This window comes from Endozoicomonas sp. PH6C, from assembly GCF_059322965.1.
This window is the reverse complement of sequence record NZ_CP185342.1, coordinates 1,531,683-1,558,102: the sequence shown is the minus strand read 5'-3', so window position 1 is coordinate 1,558,102 and position 26,420 is coordinate 1,531,683. Positions and strand designations below refer to the sequence as shown.

The 26,420-nt window shown below is 48.7% G+C and carries 23 protein-coding genes and 1 pseudogene; 14 read left to right on the top strand and 10 right to left on the bottom strand.

The genetic code is table 11. The features are described 5' to 3' along the window. Window positions 1-22: 22 nt before the first annotated feature. Window positions 23-385, bottom strand: coding sequence for a hypothetical protein (locus ACOMG9_RS06175; protein WP_422132848.1), 363 nt, complete (start codon window positions 383-385; stop codon window positions 23-25). A gap of 190 nt (window positions 386-575) precedes the next feature. Here ACOMG9_RS06175 and ACOMG9_RS06170 point away from each other — a divergent pair, with 190 nt between their 5' ends. From ACOMG9_RS06170 to ACOMG9_RS06160, 3 genes are all read left to right on the top strand, one after another. Continuing rightward, window positions 576-776, top strand: a complete 201-nt coding sequence (locus tag ACOMG9_RS06170; protein WP_422132847.1) for a DUF2788 domain-containing protein — start codon at window positions 576-578, stop codon at window positions 774-776. A 168-nt stretch (window positions 777-944) separates the two neighbouring features. Further along, entirely contained in the window at window positions 945-1,646 is a 702-nt protein-coding gene (locus ACOMG9_RS06165; RefSeq protein WP_448216198.1) for a pseudouridine synthase, read from the top strand. A gap of 38 nt (window positions 1,647-1,684) precedes the next feature. Beyond that, window positions 1,685-2,071 carry a VanZ family protein gene (locus ACOMG9_RS06160; RefSeq protein ID WP_448216197.1) on the top strand — a complete coding sequence of 129 codons (387 nt, stop codon included), beginning with the start codon at window positions 1,685-1,687 and terminating at the stop codon, window positions 2,069-2,071. A 78-nt stretch (window positions 2,072-2,149) separates the two neighbouring features. On the opposite strand, the gene ACOMG9_RS06155 is transcribed toward ACOMG9_RS06160, so the two are convergent. Both ACOMG9_RS06155 and ACOMG9_RS06150 read right to left on the bottom strand, forming a co-directional pair. Continuing rightward, complete coding sequence (locus ACOMG9_RS06155; protein WP_494529948.1) at window positions 2,150-3,523, bottom strand: ATP-binding protein; 1,374 nt, start codon at window positions 3,521-3,523, stop codon at window positions 2,150-2,152. A gap of 17 nt (window positions 3,524-3,540) precedes the next feature. Continuing rightward, on the bottom strand, window positions 3,541-4,239 hold the full coding sequence (locus ACOMG9_RS06150) for a response regulator (RefSeq protein ID WP_422132843.1): 699 nt from the start codon (window positions 4,237-4,239) through the stop codon (window positions 3,541-3,543). A gap of 927 nt (window positions 4,240-5,166) precedes the next feature. On the opposite strand from ACOMG9_RS06150, the gene ACOMG9_RS06145 reads away from it, so the two are divergent. The 4 genes from ACOMG9_RS06145 to ACOMG9_RS06130 all read left to right on the top strand — a co-directional run bounded on the left by ACOMG9_RS06145 (window position 5,167) and on the right by ACOMG9_RS06130 (window position 12,551). Next, a complete protein-coding gene (locus ACOMG9_RS06145; protein WP_422132842.1) occupies window positions 5,167-6,381 on the top strand; it encodes an efflux RND transporter periplasmic adaptor subunit in 1,215 nt (404 codons plus the stop codon). A 5-nt stretch (window positions 6,382-6,386) separates the two neighbouring features. Beyond that, complete coding sequence (locus ACOMG9_RS06140; protein WP_448216195.1) at window positions 6,387-9,515, top strand: efflux RND transporter permease subunit; 3,129 nt, start codon at window positions 6,387-6,389, stop codon at window positions 9,513-9,515. Window positions 9,516-9,710: 195 nt separating this feature from the next. After that, on the top strand, window positions 9,711-11,999 hold the full coding sequence (locus ACOMG9_RS06135) for a hypothetical protein (protein WP_494529947.1): 2,289 nt from the start codon (window positions 9,711-9,713) through the stop codon (window positions 11,997-11,999). Window positions 12,000-12,182: 183 nt separating this feature from the next. Then, window positions 12,183-12,551 (top strand): hypothetical protein, encoded by a 369-nt coding sequence (locus ACOMG9_RS06130; RefSeq protein ID WP_448216193.1) that lies wholly within the window; start codon window positions 12,183-12,185, stop codon window positions 12,549-12,551. A gap of 28 nt (window positions 12,552-12,579) precedes the next feature. Here ACOMG9_RS06130 and nhaD read toward each other — a convergent pair whose 3' ends face one another. Then, window positions 12,580-13,887 (bottom strand): sodium:proton antiporter NhaD, encoded by a 1,308-nt coding sequence (nhaD, locus tag ACOMG9_RS06125; protein WP_448216192.1) that lies wholly within the window; start codon window positions 13,885-13,887, stop codon window positions 12,580-12,582. 490 nt (window positions 13,888-14,377) lie between these two features. Here nhaD and ACOMG9_RS06120 point away from each other — a divergent pair, with 490 nt between their 5' ends. Continuing rightward, window positions 14,378-14,848 carry an aminoacyl-tRNA deacylase gene (locus ACOMG9_RS06120; protein WP_317142759.1) on the top strand — a complete coding sequence of 157 codons (471 nt, stop codon included), beginning with the start codon at window positions 14,378-14,380 and terminating at the stop codon, window positions 14,846-14,848. Between the two features lie 57 nt (window positions 14,849-14,905). Here ACOMG9_RS06120 and ACOMG9_RS06115 read toward each other — a convergent pair whose 3' ends face one another. Then, window positions 14,906-15,892 (bottom strand): DUF6435 family protein, encoded by a 987-nt coding sequence (locus ACOMG9_RS06115; RefSeq protein ID WP_448216191.1) that lies wholly within the window; start codon window positions 15,890-15,892, stop codon window positions 14,906-14,908. A 137-nt stretch (window positions 15,893-16,029) separates the two neighbouring features. On the opposite strand from ACOMG9_RS06115, the gene ACOMG9_RS06110 reads away from it, so the two are divergent. From ACOMG9_RS06110 to ACOMG9_RS06100, 3 genes are all read left to right on the top strand, one after another. Further along, window positions 16,030-16,467, top strand: coding sequence for an ArsC family reductase (locus ACOMG9_RS06110; protein WP_448216190.1), 438 nt, complete (start codon window positions 16,030-16,032; stop codon window positions 16,465-16,467). A 99-nt stretch (window positions 16,468-16,566) separates the two neighbouring features. Further along, window positions 16,567-17,604, top strand: a complete 1,038-nt coding sequence (gene dapD / locus ACOMG9_RS06105; RefSeq protein ID WP_422132831.1) for a 2,3,4,5-tetrahydropyridine-2,6-dicarboxylate N-succinyltransferase — start codon at window positions 16,567-16,569, stop codon at window positions 17,602-17,604. Between the two features lie 478 nt (window positions 17,605-18,082). Further along, window positions 18,083-18,679, top strand: coding sequence for an OmpA family protein (locus ACOMG9_RS06100; protein WP_448216189.1), 597 nt, complete (start codon window positions 18,083-18,085; stop codon window positions 18,677-18,679). A 71-nt stretch (window positions 18,680-18,750) separates the two neighbouring features. On the opposite strand, the gene dcd is transcribed toward ACOMG9_RS06100, so the two are convergent. After that, entirely contained in the window at window positions 18,751-19,335 is a 585-nt protein-coding gene (dcd, locus tag ACOMG9_RS06095) for a dCTP deaminase (RefSeq protein ID WP_448216188.1), read from the bottom strand. 184 nt (window positions 19,336-19,519) lie between these two features. On the opposite strand from dcd, the gene ACOMG9_RS06090 reads away from it, so the two are divergent. Further along, window positions 19,520-20,095 carry an NAD(P)H-dependent oxidoreductase gene (locus tag ACOMG9_RS06090; protein WP_494529946.1) on the top strand — a complete coding sequence of 192 codons (576 nt, stop codon included), beginning with the start codon at window positions 19,520-19,522 and terminating at the stop codon, window positions 20,093-20,095. A gap of 31 nt (window positions 20,096-20,126) precedes the next feature. Here ACOMG9_RS06090 and apbC read toward each other — a convergent pair whose 3' ends face one another. The 4 genes from apbC to ACOMG9_RS06070 form a co-directional block, all read right to left on the bottom strand. After that, window positions 20,127-21,221 carry an iron-sulfur cluster carrier protein ApbC gene (gene apbC, locus ACOMG9_RS06085; RefSeq protein WP_422137389.1) on the bottom strand — a complete coding sequence of 365 codons (1,095 nt, stop codon included), beginning with the start codon at window positions 21,219-21,221 and terminating at the stop codon, window positions 20,127-20,129. A gap of 75 nt (window positions 21,222-21,296) precedes the next feature. Continuing rightward, a complete protein-coding gene (locus ACOMG9_RS06080; RefSeq protein ID WP_422132826.1) occupies window positions 21,297-21,986 on the bottom strand; it encodes a replication protein P in 690 nt (229 codons plus the stop codon). After that, window positions 21,943-22,419 carry a DnaT-like ssDNA-binding domain-containing protein gene (locus tag ACOMG9_RS06075; protein ID WP_448216185.1) on the bottom strand — a complete coding sequence of 159 codons (477 nt, stop codon included), beginning with the start codon at window positions 22,417-22,419 and terminating at the stop codon, window positions 21,943-21,945. Before ACOMG9_RS06075 ends, ACOMG9_RS06080 begins: the two co-directional genes overlap by 44 nt. A 139-nt stretch (window positions 22,420-22,558) precedes the next feature. Continuing rightward, entirely contained in the window at window positions 22,559-22,741 is a 183-nt protein-coding gene (locus ACOMG9_RS06070) for a hypothetical protein (RefSeq protein ID WP_448216184.1), read from the bottom strand. A gap of 435 nt (window positions 22,742-23,176) precedes the next feature. On the opposite strand from ACOMG9_RS06070, the pseudogene ACOMG9_RS06065 reads away from it, so the two are divergent. Then, a pseudogene (locus tag ACOMG9_RS06065) lies at window positions 23,177-24,139 on the top strand (Abi family protein). 174 nt (window positions 24,140-24,313) lie between these two features. After that, entirely contained in the window at window positions 24,314-26,386 is a 2,073-nt protein-coding gene (metG, locus tag ACOMG9_RS06060) for a methionine--tRNA ligase (RefSeq protein WP_448218617.1), read from the top strand. The last annotated feature ends 34 nt before the right edge of the window (window positions 26,387-26,420 follow it).

The window sequence follows — 26,420 nt, the reverse complement described above, 5'->3', positions numbered from 1 at the left end:
TCCGGCTGTTCCGTTCGGACCATCAGACAAATCCGGTCCGATGCCTTCTGCCGGAGGATCCTGATTTTGTCTTAGGTTTCAGCAGTCGATTAGCCATTCTGAGTTCTTTTCGTTTCAGTGATGCTTCTTGAGAAAGGTCACTCTTCAGCTCATCATTGAACTTGATCAGCTCCTGACGGGCTTTATGCTTGAAATGGGTGGGCCAGGCATCGCTATTGATAAACTCACGGAGTTTCTTTTTATCCATACCAACAGAATCCATAAAGTCTTTCTGTTGGTTAATGCCTGCTTTGGCGGTCTTTACTGCAGCTTCGGATTCCTGCTGAACAAGCCAGGACGATTTCTTAAGCTTGGTGACATCAATCAATCTGATACGGGAGGCCATAGGGTTCTCTCCTTTTAGCGAAGTAAGCGGCCATTTACTCACCAGTCAATGGCCCATTATCGCTTTGGCACTTTGTATTCTTTCCAGCTCAACCTTACTTTCCGATGACATCAGCCAGTTCTTCTTATTTCAGTGTAGACATAGAATTCACCGGCGATAGAATGAGTAGCCCTATTCGCTGGAGTGAAGTATGGATATAGACAGTTTTGAAAGCCTGATGATGAAAGCCCTCCTGACAGCTCTGGTGTTGTTCATGGGTTTCATTGTTTACGATCTGGCTAAAAAGTCGAAAGCGGGAAAGTTTGGTACATTTATTCTTTTTGGCGCTTTATGCCTGGGTGTACTGGGGTTTGTCCTGAAAGGTGTTTTGATGAAAACGATTGGTGGTTAAGGCCTTTTGCCTGACTCTGCGACGATTGAACACGCACTTACCACTCAAAACAGCGTAATCCTGTCGAACGTTTGCAGAGTCTCGCCCATTATTCAGATTAGACTTCAGGGCTTTTGTTCTGTCTCAATCACTTTATAATATCAGCCAAAGCCAATGAGACTGAGCCCGATGTCAGGTCGCCCCCTCCACCCCCCCGGTTCTCCCGAGAAGAAAACAGAAAAGACTCCCGCTCCCCGACTGATTCTGTTTAACAAGCCTTTCAATGTACTGACTCAATTCACCGATTCAGAAGGGCGCCCTACGCTTAAGGATTACCTGCCCATTCCAGGTGTTTATCCTGCTGGTCGCCTGGACAGGGATAGTGAAGGGCTGGTGCTGCTCACTAACAATGGACAGATTCAACATCAGGTCAGTTCTCCCCTTCACAAGATGGATAAAACCTACTGGGTTCAGGTGGAAGGCATACCCAATGAACGGGCATTGGAGAAACTGAGAAAAGGCATTGAGCTCAAAGACGGCAAGACACTTCCTGCAAAAGCCAGAATCATAGAGGCTCCAGCAGTCTGGCCAAGGACACCGCCCATAAGGGAAAGAAAGTTCATCCCTGACTGCTGGTTGGAGCTGACTATTCGAGAGGGACGAAACAGACAAGTTCGACGCATGACCGCAGCAGTTGGCCACCCTACCCTGAGACTAATACGATACCGTATAGGTGATTGGGCACTGGACGAACTCAAACCGGGAAACTGGTGCGAGATAGAGATACCAGATGCTTTAAAGGTACAATTAAAACAAAACAGTATTACCAGAAATCGTTCCAGCGCCAATAAACTGGCTCGAAAAGGTTTTACAAAACGTCATAGAAAATAAATATCTGATCATTTTCAGGAATCGACAGGAAGGACAGCTTGATAGCATTATTCAAGACTCATTACACAAAACTGGCCCGGACTGCCCTCCTGCTGGCCATGGCATCTATTATGGTTTTGTCCCTATTGCCAATAGAAAAAGTCCCCCTCAGTGCTGTAAACGATAAGCTTCAACATCTTGCAGCTTTTCTGCTGTTAGCTTTTCTGATGGATGCCAGCTTTCCAAACCAGCCATTCAACTTATGGAAAGTCAGTGCTTTAATGGCCTACGGCTTTCTCATTGAATTGCTGCAATTACAAACGGAATATCGCTTTTTTTCACTGGCTGACCTGATGGCTGACCTGGCCGGAACAGGTCTGTACTTTTTCACTATTCCTGTCTGGAAGCGCATACCGCTGATCAACTGGCGCTGGTCTCTAACGTAAATGCTGAGCGAGGAGTCTTCAGCTTTGACAGCGCTTCAATTCATTGCGGCGTTCTCCCTGATTTCTGGCAGATGCCGGTCATAACTTGCGCTTATTGTCCAGAGGTATCCTGATCGTTACTTCAAGACCAGGGTGGGCATTTCTGGCGCAGATTGACCCATCGTGATTGGCTATAGCACCCATTGCTATGGCAGTCCCCAGTCCAAATCCATCATTCTCCTTGCCTCGGGTTTCATCCACCCTGAAGAAAGGTTCGAACATGGACTCCAGCACCTCTTCAGGAACACCCGGACCTTTGTCCCGTACTTTGATGATCACATTTCGCCGAAATTCTTCCAGTGTCACTTCAACGTTACTGCCTTGCGGAGTAAATCGGATGGCATTACGAATGATGTTTTCAGCGGCGCTGCTCAGCCAGTCACGCACTCCAACAATCTCAACAGGCTGGCTCTTAATCAGATCAACACCTTTATTCCGCGCCTGAGCTTCAAAATTGCCGTCATCCACCAATTCCTTGATAAGCTGCTCCAGATTGACCTGCTCACAGGCCACTTCACTCAGACCATGCTGAATACGGGAGAAACGAATAATCTCACCAATCAGCTCATCAAGGCGCTCAATTTCCCTCTCTATACGCCCATGTTCTGCCTCAGCTTCTGGCGTTTTTCTTCGAGCCAGCGCCAGAGAAATCTGCAACCGGGTTAACGGGGAACGTAACTCATGAGAGACGTTTCTGAGTAAGATTTCCTTGTTATTGATCAGCGTCTCTAACTGCTCTGCCATGTGATCAAAGTCGCGGGCAAATTCTCCCAGCTCGTCGCCTCTTTGTCGAACAGTGGCTTCCACCCGGGCAGAGAGCTCTCCTTTCGCCAACTTTCTGGAGGTTATCTGCAATCGCCTGATGGGGACTACCAGATAGCGCGCCAGCATGATGCAGAGCAGAAAACTGACCGCCAGAGCAATGATGACCAGATGCCATTGCTGAGAAAGCACTTTGGTCACTCGCCAGTGAACCAATCTGGGCATTTCCTTGGTCAGAAACAGATCATAAGGCACTCGTCCAATCCAGACTTTCCTGGGGCCTACAACTACCACTCCACTTCTGAAAGTAATGGTAGGCTCAGTGCGATCATGGGTTCGATCATAAGCGGACATCAGTTCGTCCGGAATGGCTCTTCTACCCATCACTTCACCGGCAGGATCAAAAAGGTAAAAATAACTTCCGCTGAACTGAGGGAAAGGAGTGTGGGGAGCCCAACCAGAAGCCATGCGTTCGACTTTTCTGGAAACGATCTCCAGTTCACGAAACAGCTCTCTGCGTTCTGACAGAAAATCCGAGGGATTCACCGTTATGGCCACCGCTATAACCATGGCAGCCATCATCGACAACATGGTAAGCCAGAACCACAGGAACAACTTCCAGAACAGACGCTGAAATGGCCAGACCAACATTCTCCGGACTTGTTTAATCATGGTCGTATATAGAAGTAGCCGGCACCACGGACGGTTTTAATTCTGGGTGAGCCATCCGGTCGTGTGCCAATTTTCTTGCGTACATTGCTCACATGCATATCAATCGCGCGATCATAAAGTGTCAGACGACGGTTCAATGCGATTTGGGTCAGTTCATCTCTGGAGATCAATTCGCCAGCTTTTTCAATCAGTGCCTTGAGAACCATAAACTCAGTGGCCGTCAGCTCAAGCAGTGTTTCACCCATCTTGGCTTCACGGTTTGCCAGATTGAGAGTGATATCATCAATAGAAAGGACTTTATTACCGACCTCGGTCCCCGGTGACCTTCCCCTTCTCAGAATGGCCTTGATCCTGGCTACCAGTTCGCGGTGGTTATAGGGCTTGGGCAGATAATCATCCGCTCCGATTTCCAGCCCAATGATGCGATCTACATCATCGCCACGAGCCGTTAACATCAATACCGGGATATCAGACGTCTGACGGATTTTTTTCAGGACTTCGAAACCGTTCAGTTTTGGCAGGGTAACATCGAGCAATACCAGCTGATACTCGCCAGAGAGGGCAGCATGGGCACCTGACTCACCATCATGAACTGCATTGACAGAGTACCCTTCTGTGGCCAGGTACTCAATCAACAATTCACAGAGTTCAATATCATCATCTATCAACAGAAGCTCTAGATTTTCATTACTCATTGGCAGCTCCTCAATAAAAAAAGACCCCGCAGGGGCAAGGCGGGGTTAAAGGTACAGCACAGGGCACAAAATTTACAGAGAGTCTGTCAGCTGACTTATCCAACACGACCCCGGAAAGCGTCACGAAACAACAAATTGTCTTGTTGCAAACAAACAGAGCTCAACATTCCGGAAGACCTTCGTTTCAATCGCCCCCTTCTTTGTTGAAAAACTTCAGCGTTTAAACAATGGCCACAGTGTATTGAAGCCCGTATATACACTGGGGTTAGAGTCAGTAAGCACTCTGTAAAAAGATTTACTCGCATCTGAAGTAAGCGTCCTGTAAACAAATGCTTTATTTTTAATTTAGTGGTAGGAATCAGCCTTTAGCTGAGTACAATACTCACTACTTTTCCAGCACGAGTATGCTCAGCTCTGCAGAATACTGCGCCAACTATAGAAAAACGGGTGACTTTGAGTATAAACGCTCAATAATTAATGTTTGTATTCACCTTCTCCGGCACTCAATGGTGGCGGTTGCACAGAATAAAAGACAGGTGAAAACTAACTGTAATCATGCCTGAATATACTCTTGTGCAAGCAGCTAAGACTATTTACAGACTAGCAGCCTGTCGGACTTAAGCGTCCGTAGCGAGGATTGCAAGAAATTGAGGATAAAAATCTCTGTTTCTGAGGAGAATAGCGAGCTATTTGACGAAGAAACAGAGATTTTTAGACCAATTTATTGCAACCGCACGACTGCATGGATGCAGGAGCTAGAGCAACGCAGGAGCAGTTGCCGTGTAGGACAGTCTTAAGTCCGACAGGCTGCTAGACTTGCCGGTGTATTGCCTGGCGGAGAGATCTCCTGACCGGCACACTCATACCACAAGACTCTGACCGTGGGCTGGAAATCTGAACTTGAGACTCTTTCTCTCGGAGCCATCGATGAAATCAATCATCAGAAATAGACAACGCCCCCTGCTCCCTTTCGGCTTGCTTGTCGCATCTCTGTTAGCCCTGTCAGGCTGTAATCAAGAGCAGGAACAAAGAAAAATGCCTCCCCCTGCTGTTTCAGTTATCAGTGTTACGGAGCAGCCTGTTGGCGATTACAAAGAATATGTCGCTCGTACAGAAGCTGTTAATACTGTCGACCTGAGAGCGAGAGTAGAAGGCTTTCTCGCAAAGAGAGACTTCATTGAAGGGCAAACCGTCGAGAAAGATCAGCTGCTATTCGTTATAGACCCGAAACCGTATATCGCCAACCTTAAAAAGGCTGAAGCTGATCTGGCCAGTGCTAACGCAGAGTTGAACAAGTCGAAAAAAGACCTTCAACGCAGCAAGGATCTTCATAAAAAAGGCTATATCAGTCAGGCTGACCTGGACACCCAGACCAGCAAAGAAGCTCAGGCAGAAGCCTCTGTTCAAGCTGCTGAAGCGCAGCTGGATACTGCCAAACTGGATCTTAGCTACACCAAAATCATAGCCCCCTTTAAAGGTCAGATCGGCCGCACCAATTACAGCGTGGGTAACCTGGTAGGTCCCAATAGTGAACCTCTGGCAACTCTGAATTCGATTGACCCTATCTATGTCAACTTCCAGGTCGACGAACAACTATTCATCAGCCGCTTGCAGGAAAGTTCTGGCAGCCGGACATCCGAAAAGCAGGACTTTGAAATGAGCCTGCGTTTACCCAATGGCAGCGATTACGATCACAAGGGCACCTTCAATTTCGCAGACACCAGAGTCGATGAAACCACGGGAACCCTAACCCTGCGGGCTGAATTCCCGAATCCTCAGGGCATCATAGTTCCGGGCCTTTACGTCACCCTGATCGTGGAAGGCAAGAACAAAACCGAACATCCGATCATCCCGCAGTCTGCCGTTCAGGAAAACCAATCGGGCCGCTTTGTATTGGTCGTAGATGCTAATAACGCAGTTGAAACCCGTCAGGTAGAACTTGGACGTCGCCTGGGCCCAATGTGGGTTGTAGACTCTGGACTTAAAGCCGGTGAAAAAATCATCGTTGAAGGCCTCCAGAAAGTTCGTCCGGGTGTCAAAGTCACTCCCACCAGCGTCACAATTGATCCAGAGACAGGCGGAATTGAAGCCCAGCCAAAGTCTGATCAAGAGCAGGGCAGCCAGGCTAACAAACAAGGGTAACTGCGATGATCAGTCAGTTTTTTATTCACAGGCCCAAGTTTGCCTTTGTTCTATCGATCGTCATAACCCTGGTGGGTATGATTTCCATGCTGACCCTGCCTGTGGCTCAGTTTCCTGAAATCACCCCTCCCCAGGTTAACATCAGTGCGGTATTCCCGGGAGCCGATGCAGAAACCATAGAAGAAGCCGTCATCCGACCGATTGAAGAACAGGTCAACGGTGTAGAGGACATGATCTATATCAACTCTTCTGCTGGTAACGATGGCAGCGCCAGCATCACCGTGACCTTTGATTCCGGTGTCGACCAGGATATGGCTCTGGTAAACGTCCAGAACCGTGTTGCTGTAGCTGAACCATCACTTCCCGAAGACGTCAGAAGAACGGGGGTGACGGTCAGCAAAAAGTCTTCAAGCATGCTGTTGGGCATCAACCTGGTTTCCAATAAGAGTGAGTACGACGGCGTTTACCTCAATAATTACGCCAACAATTACCTGAAAGAACCCATGGCTCGTATTGACGGGGTCGCTTCCGCCGACATTTTGGGTTCACTGGTTTATAGCATGCGTATCTGGCTTGATCCTGAACGCATGGCATCTCTTGATATCACAACCTCAGACGTATCCAACGCACTGAATGAGCAAAACGTTATTGTTGCAGCCGGTAAGCTGGGTCAGGCGCCAAACCAGCCAGACCAGCAGTTCACTTACACCATAAAAACCCAGGGACGTCTGAGCAACCCTGAGGAATTCGGCAACGTCATTATCAAGGCCGACCCTGATGGCTCCTATGTTCGCATCAAGGATATCGCCCGGGTTGAAATGGGTTCCCAGAGTTACGATGGTGTTGCCAAGTTTAACAATGATGACACGGCTTTCCTGGTTATCTATCAGCAGCCTGATGCCAACGCTATGGATGTGGCGAAAGGTGTAAAAATGACCATGGAAGAGCTGTCTGCCCGTATGCCGGAAGGTATCGAGTATGAAATCAAGTTCGATACAACCCAGTTTATTGATCAGTCCATCAAGGAAGTAATCATCACTTTGCTCCAGGCAGTCGCTCTGGTGGTATTGGTTGTATTCCTGTTCCTGCAAAACTGGCGGGCAACACTGATCCCCGCAATCGCAATACCGGTCTCCCTGATTGGTACCTTCGCTATCATGAAAGCTCTCGGGTTTTCCATTAACACTATTACGCTTTTCGGCCTGGTGTTGGCGATAGGGGTGGTCGTGGACGACGCCATTGTTGTTATTGAAAACGTTGAGCGATTAATCACCAGGGAAGGGATGAGCCCGGCTGAAGCCACCGGTCAGGCCATGAAGGAAGTATCGGGTCCTATTGTGGCGACCACCCTGGTATTGCTGGCGGTATTTGTACCTGTAGGCTTTATGCCGGGTATTACCGGTGGACTTTATTCACAGTTTGCGGTCACCATATCGGTAGCCGTTGTAATCTCTTCCATCAACGCTCTGACATTAAGTCCGGCCCTGTGTGCCACTTTGCTGAAAAAAGGCAAGATGGGACACATCAACTGGCTGGTTCCTCTTGATAACTTTATCAAGCGACTGACCGGCGGCTACAAGAGCTGGGTTACCCTGTTGATTAGAAGAAGCATTCTGGGAATTGGACTGTTTGCAATCATGATGGCCTCCACCGGCTTCCTGTTCAACAGCACGCCCTCCGGCTTTGTTCCGGATGAGGATCAGGGATTCTTCGTGGTTGATGTTCAGCTTCCTGACGCAGCATCCCTGAACAGAACCGAAGCCACTATGGAGAACATCACCAACATCATTCGAACCGAACCCGATGTAGACAGTGTTATCAGTGTTTCCGGCTTCAGCATCATGGGTGGATCCAACTCCAACAACGCCATGGCTATCGTTGTCCTCAACGACTGGAAAGATCGCCCGGACCCTCTACAACACCAGCAGGCGGTACTGAGAAAGATACAGGGCAAGCTCTGGACGTTACCGGAAGCCCAGGTCATGGCGTTTGCCTTCCCGCCCATTCCAGGCCTTGGATCTTCAGGTGGTTTTGACTTCAGGCTTCAGGATACGCTTGGCCGCACCCCTCAGGAGCTTGGTCAGGTGTTGAATGGGCTGATCTATCAGGCAAACCAGCGCCCCGAAATGACTCAGGTATTCAGTACTTTCCGTGCTAATGTGCCTCAATACTTCCTCGAAGTAGATCGCAACAAGGCTAAGGCACAGGGTATTCCGCTGTCTGAAATTTTCATGACCCTGCAAACCCAGCTGGGCTCCCTGTATGTCAATGACTTCAGTAAATTCGGTAGAACCTACCAGGTTAAGCTTCAGGCAGAAAGCGAGTATCGCGCCAATCCTTCAGACCTGAGCAAGTTCTTTGTCAGAAACCTGAATAACCAGATGGTGCCTCTGACTACCGTTGCCTCATTGAAACCGATTCTCGGCCCCAACAGCATTGACCATTACAACCTGTACCGCTCAGCCAGCATAAGTGGCAAGGCTAATCAGGGTTTTAGTTCCGGTGATGCCATCACAGCCATGGAAGATCTGGCCAAAACATTGCCCGATGGCTACACCTTCGAGTGGTCTGGACAGTCACTGCAGGAAATTGAAGCCGGTAGTCTGGCTCCACTGCTATTTGCCCTGGCATTCCTGTTTGTCTACCTGTTCCTGGTGGCACAGTATGAAAGCTGGACCATGCCGCTGGCAATCATCGTGGCAGTGCCCATAGCGGCTTTCGGTGCCATTGTCGGAATCAACCTGTTCCGGTTATTGATACCCTCGATGGCCAATGATATCTACGCCCAGATAGGTATGGTGCTATTGATTGGTATTGCTGCAAAGACGGCGATTCTTATCGTAGAATTTGCCATGGTTCAAAGACAGTCAGGCAAGAGTATCTTCGATGCTGCCATCAACGCTGCCGAACTGCGCTTTCGCGCCGTATTGATGACAGCCCTGTCTTTCGTACTTGGGGTACTACCTCTGGTATTTGCCAGTGGTGCCGGTGCTGCCAGCCGAAGGATAATTGGTACGACAGTAATGTCTGGAATGATCGCTGCCACCCTGTTCGGCACGATAATGATCCCATTGTTCTATTATCTCCTGCAAAAAATGCGTGAGCATTTTGATTCAGATAAAGCGAACAGCTGATCAACATAAAGCCCCTGTCTAAAGGGGCTTTTTTGTGTCCAGCCTGCCTCTCGCTACCGTGCGCCAGCTTGAGAACCAGAGTTTTTTGCTCCCACTTGCATGAGGTAATCTATCCTTCCTCTCTGAATGCCAGAATGCTAGAACAGAATTATTAAACACTCACTCTTTGTAGCGGCGCTGTGGCTGCTGCTGTCGATGTCTATCGTCTGTCAGGCTCAACCGTTGACAGGTTTTTTTGTTGTCGAGCTTGAACCGAATGCAGTTTTTCCAAACCAGAGCCTTTCTATAAAGCGTAACCGGCACACATGGCCTTGCAGCCCATCATACATTTCCGACACAAACGACTGTACAGAACAAGATTCGCCGCCTGATATCAAACAACACATACCTGACATTTACGGGATGCCCCCTACCCTTATTGAGTTGATAGCGCAGCAATGTTTTTTCACCGCTCCTCTGCTGATTGCCTACCAACTGATCCTGACAACCAAAGATTCTCCTTCAGGCTCGAATCCCTATTCATGGCTCCCCTTAAAAGTGGTTATCACTGTCTGTTGGCTTTTAAAAAGCGATTGGACCCCCGATTCACCTCTGTTTAAACCGATTAAACTACAAGAGGTCAGCCAGAAACATTCGTTTGCGACCATCACTATGATGTTTGGCTCTGGAGATAACCAGCAATCACAACAGTCATCAGAATCATCCATTCAGACAGTATCGGAAGCCAGGACCCTCCCTGCAGGCTCTTTCACTAACCCCGTGAACTCTGACTCTGGCGGCGGTAACGGAGATCCTCAACAACACCTGCACACTTTCGGTTTAAATTGTTTCATCCTTCCCTGTCATGGCGTTTGTCAATTCCGAAGATCACCCGACAGCGGATTGCCCAGTGGATGGCCACTGAAATCGGCAGAAAGTTCAGCAGTCCAGAAGGGAGCAGGACAGAGCACATGCCCCGATCCAGCCAATAAACACAACCATAACCGTATAGATCGCTTTAATTTTCTACAGACTCTATATTCCCAGCAAAACTGGCTTTTCCAAATATTGAGTAATCCTGCCATTCAACTCCAATGTACTTCTGTTCAACCTTCTCAGACACAGTTCGATCAGATGCAACCCTGTGGCCTTAACAACAACCGGGCAAGTAGCTGCAAGCTAGCATACTCCAAGAGTTCTGGGTCAACAGACAGTCACTCAACCGGGCCAGTCAGAAATGACGCCCAAGTACTTGAGAAATTTCCTATCTCCAATGATGACTTGATTGTAATCAACGGGTTACTCAATTTAGGTAATCAAATCCTTCTCGAAAAAATCGGGACCTCTTGTGCCTTTACCGACTTCACATCCTCAATGGGAACTTCAGAAACACCACAAAAAACAACAGAATCACCCCAATGGGTTCAAAGCCCAACTCAGCTTATTCAGATAGGTTCAATAAAGGCGCCGACAGCATCTTGTAAAATTATATTCGCGACATCAAACCAAAAAACCTCTCAAGCTGGCGAACCTGAATTGGCTCGGACTTCACCTTCAGGTTATCTTCCCCCCAATGGTTCCACCCGTTGTCAACAAGACTGGCCTAATCCCATAAGGAGAAACGGTGGCGGGCAACAAATCTGCGCAATGACTTTGGTCGGGAAGGATGGCCAGACACGGCCATGTGGGGTGATCTTCAAGAATGCCCGATCTCTATCCTCGCACAAGAGCAGATACCACAGCGGGCAAAAAACCTGTGACCTGACAGAAGTCGGAAAGGATGGCCAGCTGCTGCCATGCGAAAAGGTCTTTAATCATTCTCAAGCCCTGGCGGCTCACAAAGCCAGAGCCCACATCAGACAACAAACCTGTGGCGTAACCATAGTCAGAGAAGATGGCCAGCTGCAAAGATGCGGAACAGTCTGCGAGGATGCCAGAGCCCTGATATCTCACAAAAGAAGCGCTCACAAAGGACAACAAAAAATCTGCGATAAGACAGTCATCGGAGAGGATGGCCAGCCGCGACCATGCGGAAAAGTCTGTAATAATTCAATGGCCCTGTCGTATCACAAAAGAAAATACCACACCGGGCTACGAACCTGTGACGTGACCGTGATCGGCGAGGATGGCCGACAGCAGTCATGCGGGAAAGTCTGCAGAAGTACTCAAGACCTGATTGAGCACAAAAACAAAGAACACACCGGCCAACAAATCTGCTACGTGCGCCTGATCGGGGAAGATGGTCAACTGCAGCAATGCGGAAAGGTCTTCAGGAATATTCCATCGCTATCAGTTCATAAAAGCAAAATCCACAGCAAACAAAAAACTTGTGATGAAACCGTGATCACAGAGGATGGTCGGTCCTGGCCATGCAGGGTGATCTGCAAGAATGATCAAATCCTGATGGATCACAAAAGAGGACATCGTAAGCGCAAATCTGTTGATGTGGAGCAGAACAATGACCTCACTCCTGAAAAAGCTAAACGAAGTTTTCAAAGCCATTAAGCTGGTGTAATAATTGACAGATTGATCCGGAAGTTTCTTAAAGCCTCAAGCTCCTCAATCAAGTCAAAACGGCTTTATGATCAATGATCGCAAAGACTCAACGTATTTCACGAAACCAGAACTGCGGGAGCTTCTCTGGAAGAAAGGGAATGCTCCTGGTAAAGAGAACAAGGAGCTTCAGGTTTGAAAAGATCTGATCATTCCAGAACATCTCTTCCCATCGCAGCATGGATACTCCCATCCATTCTGTTGGCTGGCTGTGCCAGTCCTCTGGAATCAATCAGCTGTTACTACCAGCCTGTCAGGGGAACGATGCTGATTAATGAAGTGAAGGGAGACCTTGCTGAACTGGACTTCTTTCCCGATACAAAGCAGGATCTGGTATGGTTCAGGAAGCACGATATTGAACCTGAAGGTCTTGTGATGCCTATCAGCAATGTTGGGCGAGCGCCAAAACCTTCTAGCCGTCACAAGGCGATTGTTAATATCCTTACTTCAGGCAGCTGCTCACCCTATATTGTTTATCAGGGAGAACCTGTTCTGGCGCAATGAGAACAGGAATTATCCCCTGCCTTTCACTTCAACCGTTCACCAGGAAGTGGGTTGCAATACTGGCGGCATATCCCAGGGCAATGGCCCAGCTCCACTTCAAATGGCCCAGGAAGGTATATTGGCCTTTGGCCGTTCCCATCAGACCGACGCCTGCAGCGGAGCCTATTGACAGTAAACTGCCGCCTACCCCTGCGGTCAGGGTAATCAGCAGCCACTGGAATGTATCCATTTCAGGGTTCATTCCCAGAATGGCAAACATGACTGGAATGTTATCCAGAATCGCAGAGAAGACTCCGGCTGCAATGTTCGTCCAGGTGGCACCTATACCGGTGTACATGCTTTCGGAAATCAGCTCCAGGTAACCCAGATAACGCAAGCCCCCTACAGAGAAAATGACACCAAAAAAGAACAGCAGGGTGTCCCACTCGGCGTGGGCAATCCGTTTGAAAATATCCAGATCTTCTTTTTTCTCGTCGTCCATCGAAGGCATAATCTGACTGGCGGTCAGCCCTTTCAATCGCAGGAAATAGGTATAGAACATCAACAGCGAAAGTCCGGTCATCATGCCCATAAAAGGGGGCAGTCCGAAGAAGCTCTCAAAACAAACGGCCAGTACAATCGTGATCAGGAACAGCACACAGATAGCCCACCCACCCCGGCGAATACCAGAATGGTCTTCAAGGGCTGCCGGGCGACCACTATCAATAAAGAAATTCATGATGGTCGCCGGGATAATAAAATTCACAACCGAGGGAACAAATAAAGCAAAGAATGTGAAAAACTCAACCTTGTCAGCCTGCCAAACCATCAAGGTTGTGATATCACCAAAAGGACTGAAAGCTCCACCGGCATTGGACGCTACAACCACATTGATCATTGCCAGGGTGACAAAAGCAGGGTTTCCCTGTCCGACGGACATAATGACGGCACCCATCAACAGAGCCGTCGTCAGGTTATCGGCAATCGGTGAAATAAAGAAGGCCAGCACTCCGGTTACCCAGAAGAGTTGACGATAACTGAACCCCTTTCGGATCAGCCAACTGCGAAGTGAATCGAATACCTGACGCTCTTCCATGGCATTGATGTAGGTCATCGCCACCAGCAGAAACAAGAACATGGCCGAATATTCTTCCAGGTCATGCATGACCGCTCTGGATAAGCTTTCGTGGGATACTCCCTCTCCGACGGCCAGCCAGGCAATGAGGGCCCAGATGATACCGGCAGCCAGAATGACCGGTTTTGACTTACTGAGATGTAACTTCTCTTCCGCCATCACGGCAATATAAGCCAGAGTAAAAATGACAATACACAACCAGGCGATGGGGTGAGTTGTCATCCTCAACAACTCCTCTGCCGCAAAAGAGTTCTGCGGAAGAGCAAACAAACCTGCCCCGGCAAGCAAGGAAGGCCTTCTCAGTCCAGAGAAATTCACAATGATTTCCTTTAATTTTTAAATGAGTCAGGGTCCAAAAACGCGCAAATGATACTGATTGAATAACGATAAGCCAACCGCCTGTGAGATCCAATTTGAGCCAGCCCAACTCATTTCAGTGGATTCCTGTCTAATAAATCGACACCCTGACTATTTACTTTCGATATAAAATATTTTTTGTGAAATCTGCTCAGACATGCAGGGTATGAAGCGTCGGTTAAAGAGTAGAAACAGATTACAATCGACTTTTATATACAATTTTCATCTTACTATTTAGGCCTGAGGGCACAGCACTCTGAAATAATCCATATACACTTGGGCGTAGTCTCTTTAATTACGACTTTTCTAACCTTCGTGCGGGGACGTGAAGATGAGCATCGCCCGGAAACTGCACATGTTTCTAAACCAACATAATGCGGAATACGAACTTGTTTCCCACCCATACTCAGAAAGAGCGATGAATACGGCACACTCCGCCTGTATTCCAGTCAAGAATATGACGAAAGCTGTCGTTCTCAGGGACAACAGGGGTTATGTCATCGCTGTCATGCCCTCAATGAACAAACTCATGCTGCGCTGGATCAACGCCAAGCTGGATCGCCATCTGAATCTGGTTTCAGAGCAGGAATTGAAACACCTTTTTCCAGACTGTGAGGATGGTTCGATTCCCGCTATCGGCACCGCTTATGGCATGACCACCTGCTGGGATGACGAGTTGAATTCATTACAGGACCTGTATCTGGAGTCTGGTAACCACAGGGAGCTGATTCATATGAACCGTAATCAGTTCAAGGCATTACTTCAGGGGGAAACCCATGCTGCCATCAGTTGCGACCCAGACGAAATGGAAGCCTATTGCACGTGAAAAAAACAGCTGAGAGTCGATAACCGCTGAAGACTATGTAGCCAGTGACGGCTCTCTTCAGCGGGTCATTTTTTTTACAAAAACCACCACAAAGAGTGCCAGTGTGAAACTGCCGATAAAGGCCTCAATGGCTGCAAACAATCTTGAAAGACCCACGGGAGCCAGATCTCCGTAGCCCAGTGTGGTAAAGGTCACGACACTGAAGTAAAGTGTCTCCAGCCAATTAATCAGATTATTATAAAAAGGCTGGCCCGACTGGTACTGAACCATTGTCCCGCTATCCTCAATACCCAAAAAGAAATAAAAAAGGGAAAAGAAGACAATAAATGACACTGAAAACAGAACCACTCTTTCGGGCTTTTCGCCATAGCCGCTGAGCAGATCGACAATCTTTGAAACCACCCTCTGCCGGGAGATGAGGGGAAACCGGTATCGGTTGAAGGTCCTTTCCCGGTAAAAAAACTCACCAGCATTATGAAACAGTCCCTGCGCTTCACAATGTTTGCGAATATTTCTGGCTACTTCTTCAGCCTCCTCAAATAACTCGCTGGACTGGCGTTTATCGCCTTCCCGGCTGGCCTGATGAGCTTTTTCTTCCTGCAGAAAAGTATCGCCCAAATCAACATGCTCAATTCGGGCCGACTTAAAATTAACACCCAGAAGGTTTGCTCCGATTAAAAGGGTACGATGTAGATTTGCCCCACTTAAGTCCGCCTTCAGTAAATTACAACCGGAAAGATCTGCTCGATAAAGATGAGCTTTAACAAGGCTGCAACGACTCAAGTCACTACTGATCAAGTGATAGACTTCACCCTCAGGACAGACAAGATTCAGATTATCGAGATGAGCGCCTTTCAGATAAAACCCCTCCATCGTGGTACCTTTGTGAGCCCGCTCTTCCAATAATGCTCTGACATCGGCGCCGGTTTTATCAACTTCCCTGTCATGCCAAAAGCAATAGTCACTGCCTTCTAAAACCGACTCATTACAGGGGCCGGATCGCTCGCCAATATAACGGCATTGATGGTCATCTTTAATCGGCATGAAAAAATAGCCCAACCTTTTTGAATAAGTGCTCCATTACTGTGTCGGCAAAATAATCAGAAGTGTTTACCATTTGCTTTGGTGAATTACCTGACCGGCTCATGCAATTCAACACCCAGACGTGTATGCTTAGCCGTTTGAAACTATTACTTGAATATCTTCCATCTCCCAGTGAGACAAATGATGGTTTTATTGCATATGGCGAATACAGCGGACACAAAGGTAGCCTCGTGATCACCCTCTACGGAATCAGCAACTGCGACACCGTTCGAAAAGCCCGTAAGTGGCTTGCTGCTGCCGGTATTGAATACCGCTTCCATGACTACCGCAAAGACGGTCTGGACAAGGCTTCTCTGCAAACCTGGTCCAATGAACTAGGCTGGGAAGCACTGCTGAATCGTCGTGGCACAACCTGGCGACAGCTACCAGAGCAGCAAAAAGCGTCTGTCGATGAAGCCTCAGCCATTGAGTTAATGCTGGAGCAACCCGCTATAATCAGGCGACCCTTGCTCGACACAGGCTACAAAAGAGTTCTGGGCTTTTCAGACAAGCAATATCAAACACTTTTTCAGTGAAACGCCTGACTCTTTTCAAGCAGGCAGAATAACAAAGCCCCTTGCAATCGCTGCAGAGGGCTGTCTCCAATTTGATTTGAATATCAGGGGAAGTAATTTATGAACCAAACTCTTTTCAGTCTTGCGATTGGTGTAGGCAGTAAAAACACGAAAGGCGACTGGCTGGAAGTATTCTATCCTATGCCTCTGCTGAACCCATCGGAAAAGCTGGTTGCAGCGATTATCGAGCTCGTTGATTACACTGGCGGCAACACCTGCGTTGAGCTGGACAGTACAACCTGTCATGCGCTTGAAGAGTCTTTCGTCAATCTGGGTGAGGAAGCTCTGGCGAAAATGATGCTGAGCCTTGAAGAAAGTGATCAGCCCCGTGTCATTACTTTTCTGGAAACGGACGACACCCTGAACAGCACGCCTGAAGCTTACCTGAAGCTGCATCTGCTCTCACATCGTCTGGTTAAGCCCCATGGTGTCAAACTGCAAGGGATCTTCCCTCTGTTGCCCAACGTTGCCTGGACCAGTGAAGGAGCTATCGACCTGACAGAACTGCCTGAGCGCCAGCTAAAAGCTCGTGCTGAAGGCCGCTACATCAGCGTAGACTCAGTGGATAAGTTCCCGAAAATGACCGATTACGTGGTCCCTGCCGGAGTGCGTATCGCCGATGCGGCCAGGGTTCGTCTGGGCGCTTATGTTGGTGAAGGCACCACGATCATGCACGAAGGCTTTATTAACTTTAATGCCGGCACCCAGGGTAAGAGCATGATTGAAGGTCGTATCTCTGCCGGTATTATGATTGGTGAAGGTTCTGACCTGGGCGGTGGTTGCAGCACCATGGGTACCCTCTCGGGTGGTAACGACATCGTCGTTTCCCTGGGCGAAAACTGCCTGATCGGCGCCAATGCAGGAATCAATATTCCACTGGGCGACCGTTGCACCATCGAAGCCGGTCTGTACCTGACGGCTGGCAGCAAAGTCAATGTCCTGGACGATCAGAGAAACGTGGTTGAAACCGTTAAAGCCAGCCAGTTGAGTGGCCAGTCTGACCTGCTGTTCCGTCGCAACTCAATTTCCGGTGCCATTGAATGCCTGACCAATAAGTCGGCTATCGCTCTTAACGAAGACCTGCACGCTCATAATTGATAAGTCAGGGCTTCCAGCGCTCTGAACAATTCGGACTACTAAATGAATAAACCAGTCCATTTCTGGCCAAAGCCTTATAAACTTTATTTGAGGTTCTGGTCAGTCGACTGGTTTCTTCTATCAGGCCTATCGAACGGAATGGCCATCCTGTAAGATAAGCGACTTTGATCGATTAATTTCTACCCCTTATCGGCTAATGACTATCGACAAAATCCGGTAGCTTTCATGACATTTTGAATCTCGAAAAGTGAAACCTCTGAAAAGTGACCACTCTTCCAGCAAATCATCCCTCTGACGCCTCTCTGACGCCAGTTGTTGTCAAAAAAACAGCCTGATCTCAGCCTGCCTCTCACAATAAAACCAAACCACCGGAAAACAGTCATCTGGAGCAGGATTCAACGCTCCCTATAATCAACACAAATGGTCTGCATTCATTCTCTTGCAGACCAGACTCTAAACCATGGATAGGAGTAGTACCATGTCTGCAAGGATGCTGAGCACGTTAGCTATCGTTTTCCCTCTGCTGTTCACGGCAGGTTGTTCCACCACCTCTTCACAGACTCAACCTCAGAAGCCTCACTGGTCGACCTGTATGGCCCAAGGGGGGGTACTTATGGGGATCCCCGGAGCGGCTTACAATATGGCAACCGGTGGTGCTGCCCTGGTGGCAGGAGCACTGATCGGTGGCACAGCCTGCGCCATGGCAGACCCTGTTACTGAGCCTGAGGGTCCAATGGTTACTAATGGTGTAGAAGAGATGTCCACCGTTAACTTTGACTTTGACTCTTCCAGACTGAGATCGGGCGATCTGGAAATGCTGAACACGCTGATTGGTCAGCTGGATCATGACAGCCACATCGAAATAGTCGGCCACGCCTGTGAGATAGGTTCCCGCTTATACAACCAGAAGCTTTCTGAAAGAAGAGCTGAGGCCGTTAAAGACTACCTGGTGAGCAAAGGGATTCCAGAAGAAAACATGAACGTCAGAGGCAAAGGTGCAGATCACCCACTACGCGGGAATGATACAGAAGAGATGAGACAGGAAAACCGTCGTGTTGAAATCATGCTGAAATGATACCGGCCTGACAGCTAAAACCCCGGCTTGCCAGGGGTTTACTTTTTTGTCATCAGACCGGGAGCTCTACCTCATTGATCCTCAGCAATTCGACTGGCTACTGCACTCTTCTGTTCCTTGTATTTTGCGTCTTTTCGTTTGTTGTAGGGACGGGCTGCGGTACCACTCATGGTCTCGAAATTAATAGCACCTATGCCCATTCCCGGTCTCAGAGCCAGTGGCAGTTTCCCACCGTTAAAAAACTCCAGCACAATCTGACCACTCCAGCCCGGGTCAATCCGGTGAGCGGTGACATGCACCATCAAACCCAGTCTCGCCAGAGAAGATCGACCATCCAGCCAGCCAACAATATCATCGGGCAAGGTAATGGATTCACGGGTAACTGCCAAAGCCAACTCGCCCGGATGAAGGAAAAAAGCTTCGCCATCATTCAGGGTTATCTCCTTGCTCATAATGGAGTCCAACACGCGATTAATCTCTTCCCTGGGACCACTGATGTCCACAAAAGGGGCTGCATGATCGTTGAAGACCCTGAAACTGTTTCCCAGAGTCAGGTCAACACTAACCCCACTGATCTTGCCAGAGCCGGGACGGGGCTCAATAATGATTTTTCCACTGTCGAGGCAAGCTTCTATATCCCGATCACAAAGTCTCATGGTCTATTTTTCCAGCAGCAAGAAGGGAGTGTCTCAACCACAACCCCCAGAATGTTATTAAACGCTATTATACGTGCCCGACAATCAAAGGCGGTAGCTCTCTCCCCGCTTTCTCTGCTGCACCTGCTTTTGTTGCTAAAAGCCACTAAAATAGCCCTGATTGTTGCCAGCAAATAAGATCAGAATGAATGTTTTAGTCGTTTATGCCCACCCGAACCCGGAAAGCTACAATGGAGCACTGTTCAGAATGACCTGTGAACAGTTGACTCTGGCCGGGCACAATGTACACCCACTGGATCTTTATGAGATTGAATTTGAAGCACGAATGTCCCGTGAAGAGAGACTGAACTACATGACCCGTAACAACACTGACGGGATCGAAAACCAGGTTGCCAAACTGAAATGGGCAGAAGCAGTGGTCTTTATCTACCCCACCTGGTGGATGGGCCCTCCGGCGATTTTAAAGGGCTGGCTTGACCGGGTCTGGCTACCCGGAGTTGTGGCAACCTATGGACCTAAAGGTCTGGAACCGGGCCTGACCCGTATTAAAAAGTTCCTGATCATTACTACCCAGGGGTCATCCCGCTGGCGGATGGCTCTGATAGGCAATCCGCCCAGGAAAATGTTCAGGCTCTCACTGAAAGTGGTATCCCGCTGCAAAGATATAAAGTGGCTGGCGCTTTACGGTATGGACAAAAAAACAGAGGAAGATCGAAAGCAGTTTATGAAAAAAGTCATTAAGCACCTGCAAGGCTTCTGAAAAACGGGAGAGCAGCCTCTCCCCGTTTTAGTTAGTCGTCACTGAATGAGATGGTTGGCGCTTCGGGCTTCTCAGTATTTTTTAATGCCAGTTCCGCAGCCATCCGTTTAGCCATATCCCTGTAGATCATGGTGATCTGTGAGTCCGGCTCAGAAACCACAGTCGGCTCTCCTGCATCAGACTGTTCACGAATCATCATGGACAAAGGCAGTGCAGCCAGCAGATCAACACCAAACTGGTCAGCAATGCGGGTTCCTCCCCCTTCGCCGAAGAGATGCTCGGTGTGACCGCATTCAGAGCAGACATGCATAGCCATATTTTCAACCACACCCAGCACCGGGATATTGACCTTATTGAACATTTCGATGCCTTTTTTAGCATCGATCAACGCCAGATCCTGCGGTGTAGTCACAATAACACTGCCAGTGACGGGTACTTTCTGAGCCAGTGTCAGCTGGATGTCCCCGGTGCCCGGAGGCATATCGATAAACAGGTAATCAAGATCATTCCACAATGTCTGGGTCAACAGTTGCTGCAGAGCACCACTGACCATGGGACCGCGCCAAACCACCGGAGTATCTTCTGTCACCAGAAACGCCATGGACATGGCCTGAATGCCGTGAGCCTCAATGGGAATAAAGAACTTTTCATTTTTGACTTCCGGACGGGTACCATCAGGCAGGCCCAACAACATCCCGATACTGGGACCATAAATATCGGCATCCAGAACACCAACTCTGGCACCTTCTGCGGCCATCGCCAATGCCAGATTGACAGTGGTGGTCGACTTACCCACACCGCCTTTTCCGGAAGCCACTGCAATAATGTTTTTGACACCGGACAGAGCTTCCAGCTCACCCTGAACCGGCGCACTGGACACACGCCAGCCGACAGAGACTCTGGCACTTTCAACACCGGGAAGGTTCTCGATCTTGGCAGCCAGTAACTGCTCAATGCCCCCCTTCAAGCCTTCTGCCGGGTAGCCCAGTTCGACCTTCAGGGTGACTTTGCCCGACTCAATGGAAAGCTCTTTGATACAACCTGCCGTGACCAGGTCCTGTTTCAGAAAAGGATCGTGATAGCCTTGAACAGCGGCTTCAACCGCAGCACGATCTGGGACACTCATGGGCGTCAGACTCCAACCGTTTGAATGGCAGATAGACTAATGATTTCGTTGTTATTCTGCCAGTAAAAAACGAATTTACTGACCATTGGACAGCGACTTTTTCAACTTCTCAAAAGCAGAGCGGCCCGAGTCAGGATCAATGCCCTGCTTTGCCATGGTTTTTCGCAGCGCCTGCTCAGCCTGCTCATCCGCAACCCTCACGGCTTCTTTCGAGCGACTGTCTTCAATACCTTTCATGATTGAAGCCTCAAGATCCTCACCATCAAGAACCCGGTTACAGAGTATGTTGTAATTTCGCTCAAAGATGGGAAAGGCGACTCTTTGCTCTTCACTTCGCAGGGTCATCCAGCCCGTTTCCCGTGCTGCCAGATAGACGGCAATGTGAGACCAACGAGAGTCGCGGCTCTGCTCAGGCGCATAGCAGGCTTCGTAATAAGCTTGCAGAGGCTTTTTCAAGCCCATCTCATCATGATGCAGCTTACAATGTTCGCGTATCTCGCTGAGATCAGGAAAAAATTTAGTGGTATCCAGAACTTTTTGACCAGCCCTGACAATCCTGGCAGGCTTGAATTCTCCGAGCCCCTGAATCCAGACTTTCTTCGCTTCTACCAATGAAGCATCGGTTGGGAAGGCTTTTTTAAACTTTAACGGGAAGGCGGCTTCCAGCATGGTAAACAGAGTATTAATGGCATACTTTGTCTGTTGAGCTCTTTGCAAGGTTTCACGACTGGTCGTCTGACTCGTCGAAGTCGAACTGGAGTCCATCTGCCCAGCTGGTGTCTGTAAGTTTTTCGACAGTTGATTTATGAGTTCGTTGCCCTTCTTCACTTTGACCCCGCTTCCACTGGTAGATCACATGGTTCTTGAACTTATTCTGCCAGGCTTTGCGAGCTTCACCGGTCTCCAGCCAGTAGAGCTTGAATTCCGGAAGTTGGGCAAGGGTAAAGTCTGCCGGAATACCGTGGTGCGCCTCAAGAAACTCTATGTAAACTGCATCAGGCGTAAAATCCTCAGGCAGAGGCTGAACCCTGGCGCCCTCCGCAAGCGTGTTTGACTGAGCGGCTGCCGATCCAGTCGTCTGTCGGGCAAACACCGGATGTTCTTCTCCACGTTCCTGAGCAAAATCCTGAAATGGAGACCTGTCTCCGGAAGCCCACTCTCTTCGCAGTTTTTGCTTCTGGCGTTCTTCGTCAGTCATGAATTTAACAATACCTGCCTTCCCGGCTTCGGTCTACCGGTTGTAATAATGAAACAGCCCTGGCTTTCAGATAAGGCCACAGGCGTAGACGCCAGCCAGAAACAGGCCCATTCCTCCGATAAGGAAGCAGATACCTGTCTTAAGATTTTGTGGTGAGTAAATCCCTTCGCAAGTCTGAAGCCAGACTGGACAGAGCCCATTTACTCCCGGAATTTTCCCATATTTGTAACGGGAAGCCGATTATTCTAACGCCAGTAAAGCCGGATTGAATAGCGGTATTTTTACTTTCTTCTGACGTTTTCACCCAGACCAGATCTGTCATGCGCTGGCGACTTTTCCTTTGTAGCTTTTAAGTGATCTTACTTTTTTCACAGGGACAAAAATTTCATCTGAACACGAGATAAATTTCAGTGGCTATTGATTTAAAGTAAGCTGTGTTGCCAAAATAACCCTCTTCAAGGCCTCTCATAGCAGCACTTTGTTCTTCTTCGCTGAGGTAGCCCCACACATCACCGATTTTTAAATCGGTACCCGATCAAGATCTTTTGGTCGTTCGGTTAACTCCTTGCAAGCACTATTGTCCGTTGCATCGTATGCTACGCGAATTGGAGATAAAAACAGGCACCTATTGACATATCACCCACTAACACCTGGTTTTACCCTGACACACCCGCCATGCCTCTCGACGAAGCACACTCTGGCGGTTTTTTTTATTGCCAGTTAATAATAGAAAGCACATTTTCGACAATAAAAACAAATGGTTACTTTCAGCAAACACGCATTAAGCCTCAACGAGCAGATTGAAACTTTGATTGCCAGAGGCTTGGTAGTTGCTGGCCCTGTCAGAGCCAAACGCTACTTAAAGAATATTAGTTACTTCCGTTTAAGTGCCTATACCCGCCCGTTCTACATCCCCAGATCGGGTGATGGTCATCAGTTCATTTCAGGCACATCATTTGAAGATGTCCTGGAACTGTATATTTTCGACAGAGAGTTGAGACTTCTCCTTTTAGATGCCATTGAACGAATAGAAGTTGCACTGCGTGCTCAATTAACACAAGTTCTCGCTACACGACACGGTCCTCATGGGTATCTTGACCCAAACATTTTTAATAGCCATTACAATCACCAATGGCTGATTAGTGAGCTGAAAAGCAAGTCGGAGAGGAGGAAGATGGAGGTATATCTGGAAAGCTATCAACGAAAGTACCCTGATTCACCAGTACAACCACCGTTATGGATGGCACTGGAACTTTTAAGCTTCAAACAAATTTCATAACTCTTTGCCAATCTTCGCTCCCCGGAAGATCAGAAACCTCTTACAAAGCATTTTGGTTTTCAATTTACAGTACTTAAAACCTGGTTTCGTTCACTGTCTGATTTACGTAATCACTGTGCTCATCATTCAAGAATCTGGAATAGAGAGTCTGGTACCAGCCCCGTATGGCCAAGAAAAGCACCAGCAAATTGGATATATATCCCTGAGAAAATTACGGTTCCCTCATCACCTGCACAAACCATTAATCCACGGCGACGGCTTAACTATCAGCTGGTTATTATCGAAACGCTATTGAGCAGAATTAGCCCCGGAAGTGGCTGGGCCACCAGGCTTAACGGGTTGATCTCAAGAAATCCAGCGATTTCAAGAGTACATATGGGGTTTCCGGCTAACTGGGAAAAGGAACCCTTATGGACTCGTGCAGGCATTCAACCTAAGTAAACTTTCAGTAGCTGTTAGTTCGAAGTAAGCTTTGCCGCTGATAAAGGGTTTCCGGGTCGACCAGAATATCTCTGGATATGGAGGAGTTAAAGTACTTCAATAGCGGCCTCTTTACTTAAGTCTTAGCCTAAGCAATAAGAATTATCGTATACTGCCCCCCTTTACCCTCTTTCAATTTTCCAGCAACACAGTACTCGAATGAGCCAACGTAAAATACTTGTCACCAGTGCCCTGCCCTATGCCAATGGTCCTCTGCATATGGGACACCTGGTGGAATACATTCAAACCGATATCTGGGTTCGTTTTCAGAAGCTGTTCGGCAACCAATGCACTTACGTCTGCGCCGACGATGCCCATGGCACCGCCATCAGCCTGCATGCTGAAAAGCAGGGCATTTCGCCAGAAGAGTCTGTCGCCCTGATCAACAAAGAGCGCATTCGTGACTTTGGTGATTTCCTGGTGGAGTTTGATAATTACCACTCCACCCACTCTGAAGAAAATCGCAAACTGTCTGAAGCCATTTACCTGAAGCTGAAGGAAAATGGCCATATCGCCAGCCGCAACATCACACAGGCGTATGACCCTGAGAAGCAGATGTTTCTGGCGGATCGTTATATCAAGGGGGAATGTCCAAAGTGCGGGGCAGACGACCAGTACGGTGATAACTGTGAAAAATGTGGCGCCACCTATTCTCCCACCGACCTGAAAAATCCCAGGTCGGCTATTTCCGGTGCGGTTCCGGTAGAAAAAGAGAGTGAGCACTTTTTCTTCAGACTTTCAGATTTTGATGGCTTCCTGAAAGAGTGGACCCGTTCCGGCACCATTTCCGACGAGATTGCCAACAAGTTGGCCGAGTGGCTGGACGCTGGCCTGCAGGACTGGGATATTTCCCGCGACGCGCCTTACTTCGGCTTCGAAATTCCCGGTGAGCCCGGTAAATACTTCTACGTCTGGCTGGACGCTCCCATCGGCTATATGGCGTCTTTCGAGAACCTGTGCCAGAAAAGAGACGACCTGAACTTTGACGATTACTGGAAAAAAGACAGTGACTGTGAAGTGCATCACTTCATCGGCAAGGACATTGTCAACTTCCATTGCCTGTTCTGGCCTGCCATGCTGGAAGGTACGGGTTATCGCACACCGACCTTCGTCAATGTTCATGGTTACCTGACAGTGAACGGCGAAAAAATGTCCAAGTCCCGTGGCACCTTTATTACCGCCCGGACTTATCTGGAGCACCTGGACCCGGAGTATCTGCGTTATTATTACGCCGCCAAACTGTCCAGTCGCATCGATGACCTGGACCTGAACACAGAAGACCTGGTTCAGCGGGTAAACTCTGACCTGGTCGGCAAAGTGGTTAACATTGCCAGTCGTAACGCCGGCTTTATCAAGAAGCGTTTTACTGGAAAATTGTCTACCAACAACATGATCCCGGAGCTGACAGCCGACTTCCAGAAGACCGGAGAGCGCATCGCAGAACTCTATGAAGGCCGTGAATTCGGCAAAGCCATGCGTGAAATCATGGCTCTGGCTGACAAAGCCAATGCCTGGATTGACGAAGTGAAGCCCTGGGTTGTTGCTAAAGAAGAAGGCAAGGATCAGGAACTGCACGACATCTGTTCAGCCGGTATTAACCTGTTCCGTTTGCTGATGATCTACCTGAAGCCGGTTCTGCCTGCTATGGCAACCAGGGCAGAAGCCTTCCTGAACATAGAGCCTCTGCGCTGGACCGACAGCCAGACCCTGCTTCTGGATCACGGGGTGAACAATTTCAAGCCTCTGATGACCCGTGTCGAGTTGAATAAAGTCGAAGCCATGATTGAAGCCAGCAAAGAGGTACTTGCCAAAATGTCTGAGCAAAAACCTGCTGAAACCTCTGCCTGCAACGAATGGCTGGAAAAAGAGCCTGTGGCTGAGCAGATTACTTTCGATGACTTTGCCAGGGTGGATCTGCGCATTGCCAAAATTGTCAATGCCGAGCTGGTAGAAGGCGCTGGTAAACTACTGCGATTAACTCTGGATATTGGCGAAGCAGAGCCTCGCAACGTATTCGCCGGCATAAAGTCTGCCTATGCCCCGGAAGCCCTGACCGGCAAGTATACGGTTATAGTCGCCAACCTGGCACCTCGTAAAATGAAGTTTGGCGTGAGTGAAGGGATGGTTCTGGCCGCCGGCCCCGGCGGTAAAGATCTCTGGATTCTTGAGCCCCATGAAGGTGCTCAACCCGGAATGCGTGTCATGTAATCCCCAATCATACCCTGTTAAAACCCTCCCCCTC

Excerpts from the sequence above, each read along its gene's own strand:
- ACOMG9_RS06150 (WP_422132843.1), bottom strand. The coding sequence starts at position 4,239 with ATGAGTAATGAAAATCTAGAGCTTCTGTTGATAGATGATGATATTGAA.
- ACOMG9_RS06090 (WP_494529946.1), top strand. The coding sequence starts at position 19,520 with ATGAATGTTTTAGTCGTTTATGCCCACCCGAACCCGGAAAGCTACAAT.
- nhaD (WP_448216192.1), bottom strand. The coding sequence starts at position 13,887 with ATGACAACTCACCCCATCGCCTGGTTGTGTATTGTCATTTTTACTCTG.
- ACOMG9_RS06120 (WP_317142759.1), top strand. The coding sequence starts at position 14,378 with ATGTTTCTAAACCAACATAATGCGGAATACGAACTTGTTTCCCACCCA.
- ACOMG9_RS06170 (WP_422132847.1), top strand. The coding sequence starts at position 576 with ATGGATATAGACAGTTTTGAAAGCCTGATGATGAAAGCCCTCCTGACA.
- ACOMG9_RS06175 (WP_422132848.1), bottom strand. The coding sequence starts at position 385 with ATGGCCTCCCGTATCAGATTGATTGATGTCACCAAGCTTAAGAAATCG.
- ACOMG9_RS06075 (WP_448216185.1), bottom strand. The coding sequence starts at position 22,419 with ATGACTGACGAAGAACGCCAGAAGCAAAAACTGCGAAGAGAGTGGGCT.
- dapD (WP_422132831.1), top strand. The coding sequence starts at position 16,567 with ATGAACCAAACTCTTTTCAGTCTTGCGATTGGTGTAGGCAGTAAAAAC.
- ACOMG9_RS06155 (WP_494529948.1), bottom strand. The coding sequence starts at position 3,523 with ATGTTGGTCTGGCCATTTCAGCGTCTGTTCTGGAAGTTGTTCCTGTGG.
- ACOMG9_RS06080 (WP_422132826.1), bottom strand. The coding sequence starts at position 21,986 with ATGGACTCCAGTTCGACTTCGACGAGTCAGACGACCAGTCGTGAAACC.
- ACOMG9_RS06115 (WP_448216191.1), bottom strand. The coding sequence starts at position 15,892 with ATGCCGATTAAAGATGACCATCAATGCCGTTATATTGGCGAGCGATCC.
- ACOMG9_RS06135 (WP_494529947.1), top strand. The coding sequence starts at position 9,711 with ATGTCTATCGTCTGTCAGGCTCAACCGTTGACAGGTTTTTTTGTTGTC.
- ACOMG9_RS06145 (WP_422132842.1), top strand. The coding sequence starts at position 5,167 with ATGAAATCAATCATCAGAAATAGACAACGCCCCCTGCTCCCTTTCGGC.
- ACOMG9_RS06070 (WP_448216184.1), bottom strand. The coding sequence starts at position 22,741 with ATGACAGATCTGGTCTGGGTGAAAACGTCAGAAGAAAGTAAAAATACC.
- ACOMG9_RS06140 (WP_448216195.1), top strand. The coding sequence starts at position 6,387 with ATGATCAGTCAGTTTTTTATTCACAGGCCCAAGTTTGCCTTTGTTCTA.
- ACOMG9_RS06165 (WP_448216198.1), top strand. The coding sequence starts at position 945 with ATGTCAGGTCGCCCCCTCCACCCCCCCGGTTCTCCCGAGAAGAAAACA.
- dcd (WP_448216188.1), bottom strand. The coding sequence starts at position 19,335 with ATGAGACTTTGTGATCGGGATATAGAAGCTTGCCTCGACAGTGGAAAA.
- apbC (WP_422137389.1), bottom strand. The coding sequence starts at position 21,221 with ATGAGTGTCCCAGATCGTGCTGCGGTTGAAGCCGCTGTTCAAGGCTAT.
- ACOMG9_RS06100 (WP_448216189.1), top strand. The coding sequence starts at position 18,083 with ATGTCTGCAAGGATGCTGAGCACGTTAGCTATCGTTTTCCCTCTGCTG.